The organism is Bradyrhizobium niftali (genome assembly GCF_004571025.1).
Taxonomy (GTDB): Bacteria; Pseudomonadota; Alphaproteobacteria; order Rhizobiales; family Xanthobacteraceae; genus Bradyrhizobium; species Bradyrhizobium niftali.
Window position 1 is genome coordinate 721,339 of sequence record NZ_SPQT01000002.1, and the last position, 15,908, is coordinate 737,246.

Sequence of the window (15,908 nt, forward strand, 5' to 3'; positions counted from 1 at the left end):
GGCAGCGTTGAGCCTTCGCCCGGCTCAGAGCGTCTCCAGCCGCAGGCCGTCGTAAGCCGGCACCACGCCCGATGGCAGCGACTGCCGGATGACTTCGTAATCGACATCGGCCGTCATGTTGGTGATGACCGCGCGCTTCGGCCTGAAACGTTCGATCCAGGACAGCGCGTCGTTGATGCTGAAATGGCTGACATGGCTGGTGTAGCGCAGCCCGTCGACGATCCAGAGGTCGAGATTTTCCAACGCTCCCCAGCTCTCGCGCGGGATGTCGTTGAGGTCGGGCGTGTAGGCGGCGTCCCCGATGCGATAGCCGAGCGCGGGAATGGCGCCATGCTGCACCAGGAAGGCCGTTATCGTCACGGCACCACCCTTCCCCAGGATGGTCCGGCTTTCGCCGGCTTCGATCGAATGCCGGGTCAGGATCGGTGGGTAGTCGCTGCCCTCCGGCGAGATGAAGCAATAGGAGAACCGCGCCATGATGTCCTTGGCGGTCGACAGGTTGAAGTAGGTCGGGATACGCCGCCGCATGTGCATGACGACCGAGCGCAGATCGTCCATGCCGTGGGTCTGGTCGGCGTGCTCGTGGGTCAGGAACACCGCGTCGATGTGATCCACATTGGTCGAGAGCAATTGCTCGCGCAGGTCTGGCGATGTGTCGATCACGATCCGTGTCGTGCCGTGCTCGGATGTCCGTTCGACCAGCAGCGAGCAGCGGCGGCGGCGGTTCTTCGGATTGCTCGGATCGCAGGCGCCCCAGCCGAGCGCCGGGCGCGGCACGCCGGCGGAGGAGCCGCAGCCCAGGATCGTCAGCGTCAGCGTCATGCGGCTCCCGGATTCAAGCTGGCACCTTGGAGAACAGGCGGAAGAAGTTTTCGGTAGTCTGGCGCGAGATCTCTTCTAACGACACGCCGCGCGCCTCAGCCAGCACTTTTGCGACCTCGACCACATAGGCCGGCTCGTTGCGCTTGCCGCGGAACTTGCCGGGCGCAAGGTAGGGCGAGTCTGTTTCAACCAGAATACGGTCAGGCGGCAACTCGGCCGCGAGCGCGCGCAGGGCCTCCGACTTCTTGAAGGTCAGGATGCCCGTGAAGCCGATGTACAGGCCGAGCGACACCGCCTTCAGCGCCAGCTCGCGCCCGCCGGTGTAGCAATGCAGCACGGCGCGAAACGATCCGCGTGCCGCCTCCTCTTCCAGGATGCGGCCGCAATCCTCGTCCGCCTCGCGGGTGTGGATCACCAGCGGCAAGCCGGTCGCGCGGGCAGCCGCGATGTGGGCGCGAAAGCCCCTCGCCTGCGCTTCCGGCGAGCCGTTGTCGTAGAAATAGTCGAGCCCGGCCTCGCCGAGCGCCACGACCTTGGGATGCTGCGTCAACGCGATCAGCTCGTCCGGCGCGATGCCGTCTTCCTCATCCGCGTTGTGCGGATGGGTGCCGACCGAGCAGTAGACATCGTCGAAGCGCTCGGCGATGGCCAGAAGCTGAGTGAGCTTACGCACCCGTGTCGAGATCGTGACCATGCGCCCGATTCCGGCGGCACGCGCACGCGACACGATCCCGTCGAGATCTTCCGCAAAGTCGGGGAAGTCCAGATGGCAATGACTGTCGACCAGCATCGTCCGAACGCCTCAGGCCGCCGGCTCGATGTAGCGCGGGAAGGCCGGCGTCGGCGCGGGCAGCGTCGAGCCGGGCGCGATGCGCTTGGCGCCGCCGAGTGTCGCAAAATTGCGCTCGCCTTCGGGGACACCGAGGCTGTCGAGCAGCAATCCCGAGGCGGTCGGCATCGCCGGCTGGGCCAGAATCGCGATCTGGCGCACGACCTCGGCGGTGACATAGAGCACCGTCTTCTGCCTGGCAGGATCGGTCTTGGCGAGCGCCCACGGCGCCTCGCCCGCGAAATAGCGGTTGGCTTCCGCGACCACGGCCCATACGGCGTTGAGCCAGTGATGGATCTGCTGGGTCGCCATCGCCTCGCGGCTTGCTGCGATCATGCCGTCGGCCATCGCCAGGATGGCCTTGTCGTTGTCGCTGAACTCACCCGGTTCCGGGAGCACGCCGCCGAGTTGCTTGCCAATCATCGACAGCGAGCGCTGCGCAAGGTTGCCGAGATCGTTGGCGAGATCGGCATTGATGCGCGCGACGATGGCCTCGTGGTTGTAGTTGCCGTCCTGGCCGAACGGCACCTCGCGCAGGAAGAAATAGCGCATCTGGTCGACGCCATACTGGTCGGCAAGGTTGAAGGGATCGACGACATTGCCGACCGACTTCGACATCTTCTCGCCCCTGTTGAACAGGAAGCCGTGGGCATAGACCCGCTTCTGCACGGGAATGCCGGCCGACATCAGGAACGCCGGCCAGTACACCGCATGGAAGCGGATGATGTCCTTGCCGATGATGTGCACATCGGCCGGCCAATAGCGCCAGTTCTTGTCGCTTTCGTCGGGGAAGCCGACCCCGGTGATGTAGTTGGTGAGCGCGTCGACCCAGACATACATCACGTGCTCTTCGTCGCCGGGCACCTTGACGCCCCAGTCGAAGGTGGTGCGCGAGATCGAGAGATCGCGCAGACCACCCTTGACGAAGCTCACCACCTCGTTGCGGCGCGAGTCCGGGCCGATGAAATCGGGATGATCGGTATACAGGTTGAGCAGCTTGTCCTGATAGGCGGACAGGCGGAAGAAGTAGCTCTTCTCCTCGACCCATTCGACCGGCGTGCCTTGCGGCCCGAGGCGCACGCCGTCGTCGTTCAGGCGTGTCTCGTCCTCGGCGTAGTAGGCTTCGTCGCGCACCGAGTACCAGCCCGCATAGGTGTCGGCATAGATGTCGCCGTTCGCTTCCATGCGCCGCCAGATCTCCTGGGTGGAGCGGTGGTGCTGCTCTTCGGTGGTGCGGATGAAACGATCGAACGACACGTTGAGCCGCTCGTCCATCGCCTTGAAGCGGGCGGCGTTGCGGGCCGCGAGCGCGGACGGGGTCAGGCCCTCGTTCTGCGCGGTCTGAATCATCTTCAGGCCGTGTTCGTCGGTGCCGGTCAGGAAGAACACATCCTTGCCGTCGAGCCGTGCAAAGCGTGCCAGCGTGTCGGTGGCGATCGCCTCATAGGCGTGGCCGATATGCGGGTTGCCGTTGGGATAGGCGATCGCGGTCGTGATGTAGAAGACGTTGTCGCGCGCAGGAGCCGCGGCGGGCGCTGCGGCTTGCGTAGCTGCAACCGGCTTCGGCGCGCGTGGCGCCTTCGGCTTGGCAGCCTTTGGCGGAGCGACGACAGCAGCCGGCGCCGCCGGCGGCGCAATTGCCCTCGCCTTCTCGGCCACCTTCTTCGCAGGTGCCTTGTTCGCAGGTGCCTTGTTCGCAGGTGCCTTGTTCGGTGGTGCCTTGGCCGTTTTCTTGGCGGCCTTTTTCCTTGAAGCCTTCTTCGCGACGACCTGCTTCTTCGCAGTCTTCTTGCCGGCCTTCTTTGCCGTCTTCGCAGCGCTCTTCTTCACGCCCTTCTTGGCGGCAGCCTTCTTGCTCTTCTTGACCTTCTTGGCAGCTTTGCGCGCGAGCGCCTTCACGGCCTTTTTGGTGGCCTTCTTCGCAGCTTTCTTGCCGCTCTTGCGCTTGACGGATTTTTTAGCTCGCGTTGCCACGACGAATTCCTTTACCGGCTTCTCAAAAATTTGGAAACGAACCTGCGTTAGGTTATTGTTTTGAGCATGATCCTCTCGGAAAACCGCTACACACTTTTCCGGATCATGCTCTAGCGCGTTGCGTCCGCCAGCCAGCCGAACACCGAGAAAACCAAGGGCTTTCGCTCCAGATTGTAGGTTTCGGTGTCACGCGCGGCGCGGACGATCTTTTCCCATACCTCAGCTAGGCGCGCAAGGCGCGGCAGGTTCTGGTTGGCATTCGCCTCATCCGCATGCAGGCGTTCCGCGATCCAGCGGTCGATACCGTCGATGAAGGCCGCAAGCGCGACGCGGTCGCTGGTGCCGAGCGAATCGCCGAGCGTGTGCAATTCGCGCGGATCGACCTGGGGAAGTCGCGCCAAAAGCGCCGCCGTGCGCTGCTGGAGCTTCAGCGCATCGCCGCCGAGCAGCGTCAGCGCCCGCGCGACGCTGCCCTCCGAGGCCTCCGCCGCTTCGCGCAACGCCAGATCGGTTGGAGCGAGGCCAGCCGCTTCGGCCGCTGCATTGATCACCTCGCCCGTTCCGAGCGGCCGCAGGCGCAGCTTGCGACAGCGTGACTGAATTGTGGCGAGCACGCGCGCCGGCGCGTGGCTCACCAACAGGAACAGCGATTGCTGCGGCGGTTCCTCCAAAATCTTCAGAAGCGCGTTGGCCGCATTCGGATTGAGCTCGTCCACGGTGTCGACGATGCAGACGCGCCAGCCTTCAGCTGCGGCCGTCGAGCCGAAGAACGAAATCGTCTCGCGCGTCTCGTCCACGGTGATCACGGTGCGCATCACGCCGCGGTCGTTCGCCGTGCGCTCCAGTGTCAGCAGCCCGCCATGGGACTCTGCGGCGACCTGGCGCGCCACGGCGTCATCAGGGTCGACTGCCAGGCTCTCGGCGCGCTGCACGACGTCCGCCAGCGGTTGGCCGTGCGCCAGCACGAAGCGCGCCATGCGATAGGCCAGCGTCGCCTTGCCGATCCCCTGCGGCCCGCCGATCAGCCAGGCATGCGGAATGCGCCCGCTGCGATAGGCCGACAGCAGCGCCGTCTCGGCCTCGCGATGGCCAAACAGACGGCTCGTCTCGCGCGGATGCGGAATGGCGCTCTCGCGCTCGGCCTGACGCGGGCTCATGCCGACACCACCGAGGCTGGCGTCGGAAGGAGACGATCGCGCAGTGCGTTCCAGACGCGGCCCGCGACTGTGTCGGGGTCGGAATTGGCGTCGATCAGCACGCATCGCGCGGGATCGTCCGCGGCGATCTTGCGATAGGCCTCGCGCAGGCCCTGGTGGAAGCTGAGCTGCTCGCCCTCGAACCTGTCAGGCGTGCCGTTGCCGCGGCGGGCGGCGGCGCGCTGGAGGCCGATCTCGACCGGCAGGTCGAGGATGAGGGTGAGGTCCGGCTTGAGATCGCCGATCGTGACGCGCTGCATCGCGTTGATCAGAGCCGGCGAAACGCTGCCGAGGCTGCCCTGATAGGCGCGCGTCGAGTCGGCGAAGCGGTCGCACAGCACCCAAATGCCCTGCTTGAGCGCGGGCTCGATCACGGTGTGGACATGGTCATCGCGCGCGGCTGCGAACAGCAGCGTCTCGGCTTCCGGCCCGAGCAGCTTGCCCATGCCCGACAGCACCAGATGGCGCATGATCTCGGCACCCGGCGAGCCGCCCGGCTCGCGCGTCACAAGGGTGCGCATCCTTGCTGCCTTGAGGCGGTCGGCGAGCTTCTTGATCTGGGTGGACTTGCCGGTCCCCTCGCCGCCCTCAAAGGTGATGAAGCGTCCGCGTCCGGACGGCCGCTGTGTCGCGCTTTCACTCATGGTCAGAGCTTCTCGGCGCCTGCGCGGAACATGCCGATCACGAGCTCGCTGGCGCCGTCGATGGCGCGGCGCATGGTCGAGCCGGTGCCGACTGCCTCGGCGGCATAGACCGGCGTCTCCACCGCGATGTTGCCGCTGCGCCAGACCTTGACCACACCGACCCTCTGGCCGGCTTCGACCGGGGCCCGCACCGGACCGCTATAGACGACGCGCGCGATCAGCTTGTCGCTGCCGCTCTTGTGCACCATCACCTTCACGGGCGTCTTGGCGACCAGCTTCACCGAGCGGCTCTCGCCGCCGAACACCTTGGCGTAGCCGACCTGCTGGTCGGCCGCGATCAGGGTGCGGGTCTCGAAATTGCGAAAACCCCATTCCAGCATCTTCTTGGCTTCGGTGGCGCGATCCTCGGGGTCTTCGAGCCCGTTGACGACGACGATCAGCCGCGTGCCGTTCTGCACCGCCGAGCCGACCATGCCATAGCCGCCCTCCTTGGTGTAGCCGGTCTTCAGGCCGTCAGCGCCTTCCATCGAATTGAGCAGCGGATTGCGGTTGGGCTGTCGGATCTTGTTCCAGGTGTACTCCTTCTCGCCGAACAGTTTGTAGAACTCCGGAAAGTCCAGGATGATGTGGCGGGCGAGGATGCCGAGCTCGCGCACCGTCATCTTGTTGCCGGGCTCGGGCAGACCGTTGGAGTTGCCGAAGGTCGACTTGGTCATGCCGAGCTCGCGGGCGCGCTTGGTCATGAAGTCGGCGGCAAAGATCTTCTCGTTGCCGGCGATGCCTTCGGCCAGCGCGATGCAGGCGTCGTTGCCGCTCTGGATGATCGCGCCGTGCAGGAGATCGTCGACCGAGACCTTGCTGTTGATGGCGGCGAACATGGTCGAGCCGCCCGACGGCGCCCCGCCCTTGCGCCAGGCGTTCTCGCTGATCCGGTATTCGTCGGTCAGCTTCATGTCTCCCTTCTTGATGGCGTTGAAGACGACTTCTGCCGTCATCAGCTTCATCATGCTGGAGGGGGCGCGCAGCTCGTCGGCGTTCTTCTCGAACAGCACGCTGCCGCTGGAGGCCTCGATCAGGATCGCGGTGGGGGCATCGCCGTCAAAGCCGGAATCTTCCGCCTTCTTGGCACCCTGGACGCTCTGGTTGGCGGCGTAGAGCACGCCGCACCAACCGAGGCTCGCGAGCAGCATCCCGGCGACAAGCGCGCGCACCAGCAAGCCGGAGGTGAAGCGGCTGCGACGGAGCGAAATGAGACGAAATGCCATGGCCAAGCCCTGAGAGCGGCGTTCTAACAGTCGGAACCGGCGCGAACAACATGAGGCTGGTGCCGGAACCCGAGATTGCACGATTCTCGTCACACCCCTATCGTGGCACCTCATATTTCTCGACCAAACCCCTGAAACAAGGCGGAAAAGCGATGTCTTCCACCCGCGTGATCAAGGCCAACGGGATCGATCTGTTCATCCGCGAGGCCGGCCAGGGACCGCTGGTGGTGCTGTGTCATGGCTGGCCGGAATTGTCCTATTCCTGGCGCCACCAGATCCCGGCGCTGGCGGCCGCCGGGTTTCACGTCGTCGCGCCCGACATGCGCGGCTACGGCCAGAGCACGGCGCCGTCCGACGTGAGCGCCTATTCGATCTTCGACACGGTCGGTGACATCGTCGGCCTCGTGCAGGCGCTTGGCGAGAAGAAGGCGATGGTGGTCGGCCACGATTGGGGGGCGCCGGTCGCCTGGCACGCGGCGCTGTTCCGCCCCGACATCTTCACGGCGGTGGCGGGCCTGAGCGTGCCGCCGCCATTCCGCGGCCGCGGCAAGCCGCTCGACCTGCTGCGTCAGGGCGGCGTGACCAACTTCTACTGGCAGTATTTCCAGACACCGGGAGTCGCCGAGGCCGAGTTCGAGCAAGACGTTGCCCGCACCATGCGCATCGTGCTCGGCGGGCGCGGCCTTGCCGATCCCTCCGCCGCCATGTTCGTGCAGGAGGGCAAGGGATTTCTCGGCCACGCGACTGCCGATGAGCCGCTGCCGGACTGGCTGAGCGAGGCCGACCTCGCCTGCTTCACCGAGACCTTTCGCAAATCCGGCTTTCGCGGCGGGCTGAACTGGTATCGCAACCTCGACCGCAATTGGGAGCTGACGGCGCCCTGGCAGGATGCGCAGATCCACCAGCCGTCCCTCTTCATTGCCGGCTCGAAGGACGCCGTCATCACCGGCCTGATCGGCGCCAAGCGCGTCAACGAACTCGAGCGCGTGCTGCCCAATCTGAAGCGCAGGCTGATCATCGAGGGCGCGGGCCACTGGGTGCAGCAGGAACGGCCCGACGAGGTCAACGCCGCGTTGGTGAAGTTCTTGCGGGAGAGCGCGGCTTAGTAGAGGCCGCGGCCGCTCAGGATGCTGCGGGCCTCGGCGGCGCCGTCCGAGGCCGACGGGGCGCTCTCGGTGGCGTAGCGGCCGTCCTCGTCATAGGACACGGCGCGCGCGTTCTGGAGCGCCCGGCCCCGGCTGCGGCTCGAGGCCGACATTTCCGAGGTCGCATTGAGTGAGGCCATGTCGGCCGAGGTGGTGCCGAGATTGTAGGGGCGCCCCTCCGGCATCGGAACCTCGCCGCGGATGGTGCCACGGTTCGACGAGGGCAGCTCCGGCACGAAGGGCCTTGCCGAGGCGACCCGGACCATCGAGGGCGACGGCGCCGGGATCCCGGTGCGTAAGGTAGCCATCAGCTGCCGGTCATCGGAGCCTTCAAGCGGCGCTCGGCCGACATACTCGACGCGGACCTTGGCGACGCCATTGCCTTTGAATTCAAGGAGTTCGGCGGCTTTGTTCGAGACGTCGATGAGCCTGTTGCCGTGATAGGGACCGCGGTCATTGACCCGGACGATCAGCGACTTGCCGTTCGAGACGTTGGTCACCCGCGCATAGGACGGCATCGGCAGGGTCGGATGCGCCGCCGTCAGCGAGGTCATGTCGAATACCTCGCCATTGGCGGTCAGGCGGCCGTGGAAGTCATCGCCGTACCAGGACGCCATGCCCTCGGCGCGGTAGTTGACGTCCTCCTCCGGCACGTAGGTCCGGCCGGCGACGACATAGGGCTTGCCGACCCGGTAGGTGCCGCCGCCCTTGGGGACCGGGTCACCCAAAGCCACGACCCGGGGGCTTGAGGACACGCCGTATTTCGGATCGACGCGGCTGGCGAACTTGTTGGAGGACGCGCAATTGGCGAGCGCGAGGCAGGTCGCGGCCGCCGCAACTCCACGCGCGGCCCGCAAAACCGAATCTGACCGTCGGATCCCCATTCGCCCCAAATACCATCCTGCCGGAGGCCTGCCCAACCCGCTTTGGCGTTGGGGAGCGCTGTCCGGTCCTTTGCACCGAGGCGGCCCACCACCGCTTCGGACGTCGTGACGATATCGCAACCCGAACACGGCGGAAATGGGGAGCCTGCGGCGATCGCGCGGAGATGGTAAACGGCGCGTTCGCTTTCCCCAGTTGTTCTACGGAGCGCAGGCACCTGCTCTGTGCCACTCCCGGACATTCTGTTGCGCCAAATCCTCACTCCACCCCCATTGTCGCGCCGCTCACTGGAATTCTTTTGACTGTGCAAGGCCGCACGCGTTCTCTCGGATGCAAGGGCGGGATTTGGAATTTAACGATGATCGAGACGGTTTCGGCACTGATGGGTCTGGTAAGCGCGGGGATCTTCCTGGCCCATGCGTTTGAAGGTTACCGTACGAGGGCCTGAGGGCACTCGCGCGGACGGCAAGCATCACCTCTTTCAAGACGGCACGTTCGGACAATTTTAATCGATCCGACCGAGCATCGCAGACGAGAGCGGCAGGTGTCCCATGCGCAATCATGACCTGGTATCCGATGGCTTCCTGGCATTGACCGCAGGCGGTCTGGTGCTGTTGTGCTCGAGCCTTGTCGCGCTGGCCTTCGGCTGATCGCGACACCCTTTCCTCGCTTTCCAACCACGACCGTACTCCGCCGCAACACTGGTGTTTGTCCGGAATCGCCCTGCTCCCGTTTAGTTGATTGAATTTCCGCGTTCGGCGCCTCGACTCATTTCAAGAGGCCATCACCAACGAAGGTGACGCACATGCTTGCCGAGAAATTCTTCCTGGTCCTGGAATCGCTGATCCGCGGCGACCGGACCTATCCGGACGGAAGTCCCCGGGTCATCAGCACCTCACCGCACGTCCCGGTGAAGCTGCCCGACCGGAAATAGACCGGATCGTTTTCGCTTCCCGTCACGTGCCGCTCAGCGCAGGCCAAGCAGCGAGCGACGATAGAAGCTGTCGCGGGCCTCGCCGAGGCAGACGTAGCTGCCGTCAAAACCCTGGCCGTACCGCCTCTGGCCCCTCGCGTAGTAGACGCCCTTCCTGAAATCCAGCCAGACCACCTGATCGCGCGGACAATGGCGCTGCGCTTGCGCCTCGTAGCGAAACGGCGTCAGTGGCGTGGCCGACACCTCGCCGGCGCCAAGCATCATCGCCGCAACAAGCACGATCCTCCCGGGCCCGTTGCCAAAGCCACTCTGCACGTCCTGCCTCCCGCGATCCAGGCCGTCGTGCGACGGCCGCCCGGCACGGTAGCACGAAACGGCATGGTCCCTGGAAGCCTGCAAGCGCAGCTCGCGTCTTCCGCCGGCCATCTTGTCGGGCTACATGAAAGCGAGATTCATCTCGATGCGAGGATGCGGCCTGAATGTCGGTTGAGCCTGCCCCCACGACCGAAGCCCGCCCGCCCTCGCCGCGCCTCGGCCTGCTGCCGATGATCATCTTCGGCTCGCGCTGGCTGCAACTGCCGCTCTATCTCGGACTGATCGTGGCGCAGTGCGTCTACATCGCGCTGTTCCTCAAGGAGCTGTGGCATCTGTCGTGGCACGCCCTCGATCTCACCGAACAGCAGATCATGATGAGCGTGCTGGCGCTGATCGACGTCGTGATGATCTCCAACCTGCTGGTGATGGTCATCGTCGGCGGCTACGAGACGTTCGTGTCGCGGCTCGATCTCCAGGGCCATCCCGACGAGCCGGAATGGCTCGGCCATGTCAATGCGAGCGTCCTGAAGATCAAGCTCGCCATGGCCATCATCGGCATCTCCTCGATCGCGCTGCTCCGCACCTTCATCGAGGCCGGCAATCTCGGCTCGAGCCGTGCTGGCTTCACAGAGACTGGCGTGATGTGGCAGGTGCTGATCCACGTCACCTTCATCGTCTCGGCGCTCGGCATCGCCTACGTCGACAAGCTCAGCGACTCCGGAATGCGCAGACATGCAGAGTGAGGGACCGCCCGCACACCTTGCATGGAGTTGTGGGCACCAAACCGCGCCGCGCGCTCACTCTTTGGCTTCGAGTTGTTGAATGGCCTGATGCAGGCATTCCTGGAACTTCGCGGCGACCTGCTCGCGCGCCACGCCCTTGGGGGCGAGATCGCCTGACACCTTGTCCACGACCTCGTCCATCGTCCGGCTCTCCAGATGGTCCGTCGCCAGCGCTGTGGAATAGCTCCTGGCGGCATCGCCGCTGAGTCCGAGCTGGCTTGCGGCCCAGAGTCCGAGCAGCTTGTTCGACCGGGCCGTGGCCCTGAACATGAGCTCCTCGTCGTGGACGAATTTAGCCTCAAAGCCCTGCTCGCGCTTGTCGAACGTGGTCATAGTCAGCTCCATTGCGTTTTCGCTGATGAGGATCGGACTGGCTGGGAGCGAACGTCTCCGTCATTCACGTCAGTTGAGGATCATTTGAATCTTCGGGCGGAAGGCAAACGCCGTCAAGCCTGCCGCTCGTGGCGGGCCCGGCGCCGCATGGCCCGGAGACATCGAGAGCTGGCGCATGGACAGAGAGCTGCGGGAGTTTCGACGGATTGAACGGGTCTGCCTGAGGCCCATTCGCCCCGCCACGCAATGGTAGGCGCCGTCCAGGCGCTCAAGCTCGCCTTAGGCGCGACGTAACGGGACCACGTCCGGCCCCGTCGGAGGATCAATCAAGGAGATGTTGGCGCGGCGACCGCGTTCGGTCAGCCCTTTGCGGTTGCCGCTTCGCGTGCAAGCCGCTCGGCCCTCAGCCGTTCCTTGTTGGCGTAGAACTGCTTCTGCGCCTCCTCATGGTCGCGCATGGCCTTCTCGGCCTCGATCCGGCGTGCCGCATCGCGTGCCTGGCGCTGTTCGGGGGTCAGGGGTTTGCGTCGGAAGGAAAGGTCTTCGGTCATGGCAAGACAACGCGGCAGCGGGGCAACGGTTCCACCCCGAACCGGGCGGGCCGGCCAAGGTCAAACCGAGATATCCGCATCGTCAGGACGTTACTGGCAGGAAAAGACCTCAACATCGCCCGCAGCCCTCCCAGCAGGACAGGCCGCCCAAAAACAAAATCTCGAAAAACAACCCCATGCACAGTAGCTAAGTCCTGCTGGCGCAACGGTTTTTGGAATCCACGAAACGCCCTTTGATGCGTCGGGCAAAACAGTGGCATTCTGCCACCTTCGGAAAATCCGCTGGCCATGAGCGTCGGCGCCGAATCGGGGCAGCCGGATCGGTTGACGTTAGACGCGTCGCGGCCGCCAGCGGAGCAGCGGCAACCGCCCCGGCGCGAAGATGCCTTTCGCGGACAGACTGCTGTTCACCGAGGCCAAGCTGAAAGCTCCGCAAGAATTCGCGCGGCGATCGATACCGGACGCTTGGCGCGCCGTCGCGCGAATGGGCCACCAGGCAAATCGCTGGCACGAAACGTCAATCGCTTTTCCTCTTTCGCAGGATGAGGAGGCGCGTCGAGAGTTCGCGGCAGCTGCGGAACACGACGTCATTGAGACAGGTCAATACGTGCAAGCCCAGGCTCTGGGATCTTAACTTCGGCAAGCAGATGGAGACGGCCATGTCACAGCAGAGCAGCATGCATTTCTACCTCAGTTGGGCCAAGGAGCGGATCGACGAAATGGACGCTGCATTGGCCTCGTTCGAGGTCAAAGTCGGCCAGGCCAAGGCTGAGTCCAGGGTCAAGACTGATCAGCTCCTGTCCGATCTGACCAAGCGCCGTGACGAGTTTCAGGCCCTGCTCAAGACCCAGGCCGAGGCGGGCGAAACCGCCTGGGCGGGCGCCAAGACGGAGCTTGAAAGGCAATGGGCCGGGTTCGAGGCCCAGGTGAAGACCTACTTCGAGGGCGCTGGCAAACAGCTCGAGCAGCAGCAGGCCACGTTCAAGGACGTTGCGGCTGCGCAGTCCAAGGCCTGGCGCGAAGCTGCGGACAAATTCCGCGAGGCCGCGGGCAAAGTGGCCGCAGCCCGAACCGTTGATGTCGATGCCGCGCTCAAGCAAATGAGATCCGATGCGTCCGAAGCAGAAGCGCGTCTGCAGAAGCTGAAACAGGCTGGCAGCGAATCCTGGTCGGTCCTGAGCGCCGCACTCGCCGAGTCCCGGAAGGCGTTCGACCAAGCGAACAAGGCCGCGTGGGACGCGCTGAAGGGCGCAGGTCCAAAGAGCTGAAAGTTTCGCTTCCGAAGAAAGAGCGTGACGCGCCCGAGTGGCGCGCAGCGATGGAAGCCTTGCTTCTGGTGGTCGCGCGGCGGCCCGACCATGTTCGCCCGTATCGGCGTCATGCGGGCGCTGAACCGACGTCCCGAAGCTCAATCCCAAGGGAAAGGAGCCGTATTGGGGTCGACGCAAGCCGAACAGGGATCAGTGACCGTCTTTCTCTGGGTAGACGCCACACGATTATCATTTTTAGTCGGAATCAATTGAGCCGTTGCTTCAATTATAAGGAACGTCATTCATGACCAAGGAAAATTGCCTGATCGTCCACGTTGCCGGAAGACAGTTGGATCTGCTGCGAGGAGAAGCCTCCCGCATTGCAAGGGACAATAAAATTGATTGGTGGATCGATCACGCCGATGTCGGCACGCGCTTCTGCTTCGAAGATGCAAAGGCGAAAGAAACCTTCGCACTCACCTGCGACAATTTCGGCGTTCCGTGCCGCGACGGCTGACCAAGCCCAAACGGGAAAAGCCGCAGGGTGGTTCCAGCCCCCACTGCGGCCATCCCGGACAAAGTAAAAATCGGTACTCAAATTACGCCGGTGTTCTTTCTATAGAACACCCCGTTCCGAAAATGGATTCCGTACAACTACCGGAGCGCGATGTTCCACAGCATTGCTGTCCGAACGCGAACATGGCACGGCTCGCAGCCCCCAAGCCTCCCGGCTGCCGGTTCAATTGCGGATCAGAGCGCCGGGAGTGAGTGCCGCTGCGCCCCCAAACCCTTCTGGCGAATAGGAACGTTGGCTGTATTGCCAAGCTTTTCCGATGCCCTTCTCCAAGGGCACTCGCTAGCACCAGCTCACCCGATCCCACTGAGCTGTTTTCTTGTGCCTATACTTGGCGATGCAACCCCCAAAAGGCGATCAGCAGGAGAGCTGCGGCCCCAATTCCCAGCAATAGGAGAATGGCTTCCAGCATGGCGAATCAAGCTCCGCCCCTCTGGAAGGATATACCTTTTCGGATTTTAGTCACCGAGGCTCGCCAGCGGGTGCTGCTTCCAGGAGCAATTGCCTCATCTTCGCATTGCTCTTCGAACGTCGTAGCCGCTCACGTGTCACGGCCGGCAGCTGCGCGGATCATCTGAACAATTCTCTCGTGTGTGTTGCTCGCTGGCGCGTCGGTAAGTGATGCTGACGCTCAGGCCGCAGGCGCAGGCGCAGGAGCCGGCGGCTCGGCCATTCAGCCCGGCAGCGGAGAGGACCCTGCCCGCCGCCTTAGGCGCTAATGCGCGCGAGGCGCTGTCACGGTTGAGACAGAGGCCGCCCGATGGGCGGCCCTGTCATGCCAAACGGGAAACACGTCAGCGAGATCTGGAGCAGCGCAAATTCCTTCGTCCCCCATGAGGGTCGTCAGAGGCTTCGCAGGAACCTACCAGCTCGCCTCCAACGGATATCATGATCATTGAGCGACCATAACTCTTCAGGGATCTCGTGAAGCATTGAATGTCGTCTGGCCGCGGCGTCCTCCCATTTTTGCGCATCTCGGCTGCTACGCGATCCACGACGGCGGAGGGACAGGTGTTCGCCGTGTATGCAGCAGCCGGTGGCACAGCAGGGCCAAGCACGATCGGCGCCAAAACGCTTGTCCAGAATGCTTGACGCCTCACGGTGTTGCCCTCGCCCCCTGCTGAACAGATCAAATCGCTACAAGGTCGGCGGCGCATTCAAATGCATCATTGAGTCTCTGCATTCCTTCTTTGGCCACTTGCTGAATATGCTCGTTCATGTGAGCGACCTTGTCCAGGCGGCAGTCCCCGAGCTGCGCCTGCGCCTCCCCGGCAAAGTGTTCAGGTGGCCACCGCCGAAGCGGCCGCTGCGCCGCTGCCGGTCGCGGAGGTACGCATCAGTCGTCCCAGACGCGCTTGCCGCAGGGGCATTCGAACATGCGCGTGATGCCTCCGCTTTCAGAGTCCACCACCGCTCGTACAAGCTTCATTTTCTTGCCGCAGATGCGGCAGGTTCTGATTGAGTTGTCCTCGACAACGCAGATCTTCTCAGCACGAAATATTTCCATGAGTCGCGCCCCCGTCCGAGGTGACCTGGTGGAATTACAGACCTACTGAAGCAGGGAAAATGGAAGAACTGGGTGCCAAGCTGCGCGAGGAGTTTGCGACTGGACACGGAGCAAATCAAGACGCGCCGGCTATCCCGACGATCCTTTTGGGGTACCTCATTAGGGTGGCCCGAGGGCCGGAACGGAGCGATCCGTTAATCAGAGGTTGGTCTTGATGTAATCCCTATGCAAAACGGTTGGTCGTTGGGCACCATCGAACAGAACGGTGATGCCGGTCGTACGATGGCCTATGGCGACAACGACGCCAACCTTGTCAGCAAGGTCAGGGCAACGAATTCTTCCGATTTCGCTGAGCTTGAAACGCGCGCCGACTGCAATCCTATCCATTTTCAAATCCATCGTTGCCTCAAAGAGACCGATCGCAATGAAACAGAGTGGTAGCAAAGCCCTTCAAAAATACCGGTGATTGTGGCGCCTCATTGTTTCAGGAGTATTTCGTAATTCGAGATCTATGCTGCGTCGCAGACAGGTGCTTGGAACAACAATTGATGACCGCCGTCTCTGGTTCCTGGCCGGCCCCCGGCTGACCCCCGCTGCCTGGGGAAGACCGCCTCATGTGTGGATGGCCCCCGTCTTGCAAGAATTATTTTCGTGATGAGCAGTGGTCGCTTGCAGTCATGTGTCCGGCCTTTGTGCGCGGTCGTACCTAACCGCTGGCCTTGATGGATTCCGCGGATCGAGGCCTTATCAGTTGGCCGGGTTCGAACGCCACTGAGGCGGTCAGGTTTCTCTCGATGCGTCGGGTGACCGACTCTGCCATCACGTGTTTTCACTCTCGCAAGCTGGCGGCACGCTCCTTAGCGGGTCATGCCGCCAATGCTGCGTTGCGGTAGGTGTCCTGTCTG

The 15,908-nt window shown here is 63.6% G+C and carries 17 protein-coding genes; 6 read left to right on the forward strand and 11 right to left on the reverse strand.

Features of this window, described 5'->3' with window-relative positions; genetic code table 11:
- Window positions 1–24 precede the first annotated feature (24 nt).
- The 6 genes from E4K65_RS08655 to E4K65_RS08680 all read right to left on the reverse strand — a co-directional run bounded on the left by E4K65_RS08655 (window position 25) and on the right by E4K65_RS08680 (window position 6,730).
- On the reverse strand, window positions 25–822 hold the full coding sequence (locus E4K65_RS08655) for an MBL fold metallo-hydrolase (protein WP_135173753.1): 798 nt from the start codon (window positions 820–822) through the stop codon (window positions 25–27).
- A gap of 13 nt (window positions 823–835) precedes the next feature.
- On the reverse strand, window positions 836–1,612 hold the full coding sequence (locus E4K65_RS08660) for a TatD family hydrolase (protein ID WP_135173754.1): 777 nt from the start codon (window positions 1,610–1,612) through the stop codon (window positions 836–838).
- A gap of 12 nt (window positions 1,613–1,624) precedes the next feature.
- The gene (gene metG, locus E4K65_RS08665; protein WP_135173755.1) at window positions 1,625–3,625 is read right to left on the reverse strand and encodes a methionine--tRNA ligase; all 2,001 of its coding nucleotides are present in this window, start codon (window positions 3,623–3,625) and stop codon (window positions 1,625–1,627) included.
- Between the two features lie 110 nt (window positions 3,626–3,735).
- Complete coding sequence (locus E4K65_RS08670) at window positions 3,736–4,782, reverse strand: DNA polymerase III subunit delta' (protein WP_135173756.1); 1,047 nt, start codon at window positions 4,780–4,782, stop codon at window positions 3,736–3,738.
- Window positions 4,779–5,465 (reverse strand): dTMP kinase, encoded by a 687-nt coding sequence (gene tmk, locus E4K65_RS08675; protein WP_135173757.1) that lies wholly within the window; start codon window positions 5,463–5,465, stop codon window positions 4,779–4,781. Before tmk ends, E4K65_RS08670 begins: the two co-directional genes overlap by 4 nt.
- Before the next feature lie 2 nt (window positions 5,466–5,467).
- A complete protein-coding gene (locus E4K65_RS08680) occupies window positions 5,468–6,730 on the reverse strand; it encodes a D-alanyl-D-alanine carboxypeptidase family protein (RefSeq protein ID WP_167770634.1) in 1,263 nt (420 codons plus the stop codon).
- A 152-nt stretch (window positions 6,731–6,882) separates the two neighbouring features.
- On the opposite strand from E4K65_RS08680, the gene E4K65_RS08685 reads away from it, so the two are divergent.
- Window positions 6,883–7,836 (forward strand): alpha/beta fold hydrolase, encoded by a 954-nt coding sequence (locus tag E4K65_RS08685; protein WP_135173759.1) that lies wholly within the window; start codon window positions 6,883–6,885, stop codon window positions 7,834–7,836.
- Here E4K65_RS08685 and E4K65_RS08690 read toward each other — a convergent pair.
- Entirely contained in the window at window positions 7,833–8,759 is a 927-nt protein-coding gene (locus E4K65_RS08690) for a septal ring lytic transglycosylase RlpA family protein (RefSeq protein ID WP_135173760.1), read from the reverse strand. The genes E4K65_RS08685 and E4K65_RS08690 overlap by 4 nt on opposite strands.
- 803 nt (window positions 8,760–9,562) lie before the next feature.
- Here E4K65_RS08690 and E4K65_RS49470 point away from each other — a divergent pair.
- Entirely contained in the window at window positions 9,563–9,691 is a 129-nt protein-coding gene (locus tag E4K65_RS49470; protein ID WP_256374848.1) for a hypothetical protein, read from the forward strand.
- A 33-nt stretch (window positions 9,692–9,724) separates the two neighbouring features.
- Here the strand turns inward: E4K65_RS49470 and E4K65_RS08700 are convergent, their stop codons facing one another.
- Window positions 9,725–9,955: a hypothetical protein gene (locus E4K65_RS08700; RefSeq protein ID WP_135173799.1), complete on the reverse strand. Its 231-nt coding sequence runs from the start codon at window positions 9,953–9,955 to the stop codon at window positions 9,725–9,727.
- 215 nt (window positions 9,956–10,170) lie between these two features.
- Between E4K65_RS08700 and E4K65_RS08705 the strand changes: the two genes are divergently transcribed.
- Entirely contained in the window at window positions 10,171–10,749 is a 579-nt protein-coding gene (locus tag E4K65_RS08705; protein ID WP_135173761.1) for a TIGR00645 family protein, read from the forward strand.
- 54 nt (window positions 10,750–10,803) lie between these two features.
- Here the strand turns inward: E4K65_RS08705 and E4K65_RS08710 are convergent, their stop codons facing one another.
- Window positions 10,804–11,121 (reverse strand): DUF1476 domain-containing protein, encoded by a 318-nt coding sequence (locus E4K65_RS08710; protein ID WP_167770636.1) that lies wholly within the window; start codon window positions 11,119–11,121, stop codon window positions 10,804–10,806.
- A 359-nt stretch (window positions 11,122–11,480) separates the two neighbouring features.
- Window positions 11,481–11,672, reverse strand: coding sequence for a hypothetical protein (locus E4K65_RS08715; protein WP_092181835.1), 192 nt, complete (start codon window positions 11,670–11,672; stop codon window positions 11,481–11,483).
- 659 nt (window positions 11,673–12,331) lie between these two features.
- Between E4K65_RS08715 and E4K65_RS08720 the strand changes: the two genes are divergently transcribed.
- Both E4K65_RS08720 and E4K65_RS08730 read left to right on the forward strand, forming a co-directional pair.
- Window positions 12,332–12,940: a sll1863 family stress response protein gene (locus E4K65_RS08720; RefSeq protein ID WP_135173800.1), complete on the forward strand. Its 609-nt coding sequence runs from the start codon at window positions 12,332–12,334 to the stop codon at window positions 12,938–12,940.
- Between the two features lie 286 nt (window positions 12,941–13,226).
- Window positions 13,227–13,439, forward strand: coding sequence for a hypothetical protein (locus E4K65_RS08730; protein WP_135173763.1), 213 nt, complete (start codon window positions 13,227–13,229; stop codon window positions 13,437–13,439).
- Between the two features lie 1,393 nt (window positions 13,440–14,832).
- Here E4K65_RS08730 and E4K65_RS47080 read toward each other — a convergent pair.
- On the reverse strand, window positions 14,833–15,003 hold the full coding sequence (locus E4K65_RS47080; RefSeq protein WP_156936816.1) for a hypothetical protein: 171 nt from the start codon (window positions 15,001–15,003) through the stop codon (window positions 14,833–14,835).
- Window positions 15,004–15,246: 243 nt separating this feature from the next.
- On the opposite strand from E4K65_RS47080, the gene E4K65_RS08735 reads away from it, so the two are divergent.
- Window positions 15,247–15,444 (forward strand): hypothetical protein, encoded by a 198-nt coding sequence (locus E4K65_RS08735; protein WP_135173764.1) that lies wholly within the window; start codon window positions 15,247–15,249, stop codon window positions 15,442–15,444.
- Window positions 15,445–15,908: the final 464 nt, after the last annotated feature.

Coding starts and splice junctions, on each gene's coding strand:
- E4K65_RS08655 (WP_135173753.1), bottom strand. CDS start 822: ATGACGCTGACGCTGACGATCCTGGGCTGCGGCTCCTCCGCCGGCGTG.
- E4K65_RS08715 (WP_092181835.1), bottom strand. CDS start 11,672: ATGACCGAAGACCTTTCCTTCCGACGCAAACCCCTGACCCCCGAACAG.
- E4K65_RS08710 (WP_167770636.1), bottom strand. CDS start 11,121: ATGACCACGTTCGACAAGCGCGAGCAGGGCTTTGAGGCTAAATTCGTC.
- E4K65_RS08700 (WP_135173799.1), bottom strand. CDS start 9,955: ATGATGCTTGGCGCCGGCGAGGTGTCGGCCACGCCACTGACGCCGTTT.
- E4K65_RS49470 (WP_256374848.1), top strand. CDS start 9,563: ATGCTTGCCGAGAAATTCTTCCTGGTCCTGGAATCGCTGATCCGCGGC.
- E4K65_RS08720 (WP_135173800.1), top strand. CDS start 12,332: ATGTCACAGCAGAGCAGCATGCATTTCTACCTCAGTTGGGCCAAGGAG.
- E4K65_RS08685 (WP_135173759.1), top strand. CDS start 6,883: ATGTCTTCCACCCGCGTGATCAAGGCCAACGGGATCGATCTGTTCATC.
- E4K65_RS08690 (WP_135173760.1), bottom strand. CDS start 8,759: ATGGGGATCCGACGGTCAGATTCGGTTTTGCGGGCCGCGCGTGGAGTT.
- E4K65_RS08680 (WP_167770634.1), bottom strand. CDS start 6,730: ATGGCATTTCGTCTCATTTCGCTCCGTCGCAGCCGCTTCACCTCCGGC.
- E4K65_RS47080 (WP_156936816.1), bottom strand. CDS start 15,003: ATGGAAATATTTCGTGCTGAGAAGATCTGCGTTGTCGAGGACAACTCA.
- E4K65_RS08670 (WP_135173756.1), bottom strand. CDS start 4,782: ATGAGCCCGCGTCAGGCCGAGCGCGAGAGCGCCATTCCGCATCCGCGC.
- E4K65_RS08730 (WP_135173763.1), top strand. CDS start 13,227: ATGACCAAGGAAAATTGCCTGATCGTCCACGTTGCCGGAAGACAGTTG.
- tmk (WP_135173757.1), bottom strand. CDS start 5,465: ATGAGTGAAAGCGCGACACAGCGGCCGTCCGGACGCGGACGCTTCATC.
- E4K65_RS08660 (WP_135173754.1), bottom strand. CDS start 1,612: ATGCTGGTCGACAGTCATTGCCATCTGGACTTCCCCGACTTTGCGGAA.
- E4K65_RS08705 (WP_135173761.1), top strand. CDS start 10,171: ATGTCGGTTGAGCCTGCCCCCACGACCGAAGCCCGCCCGCCCTCGCCG.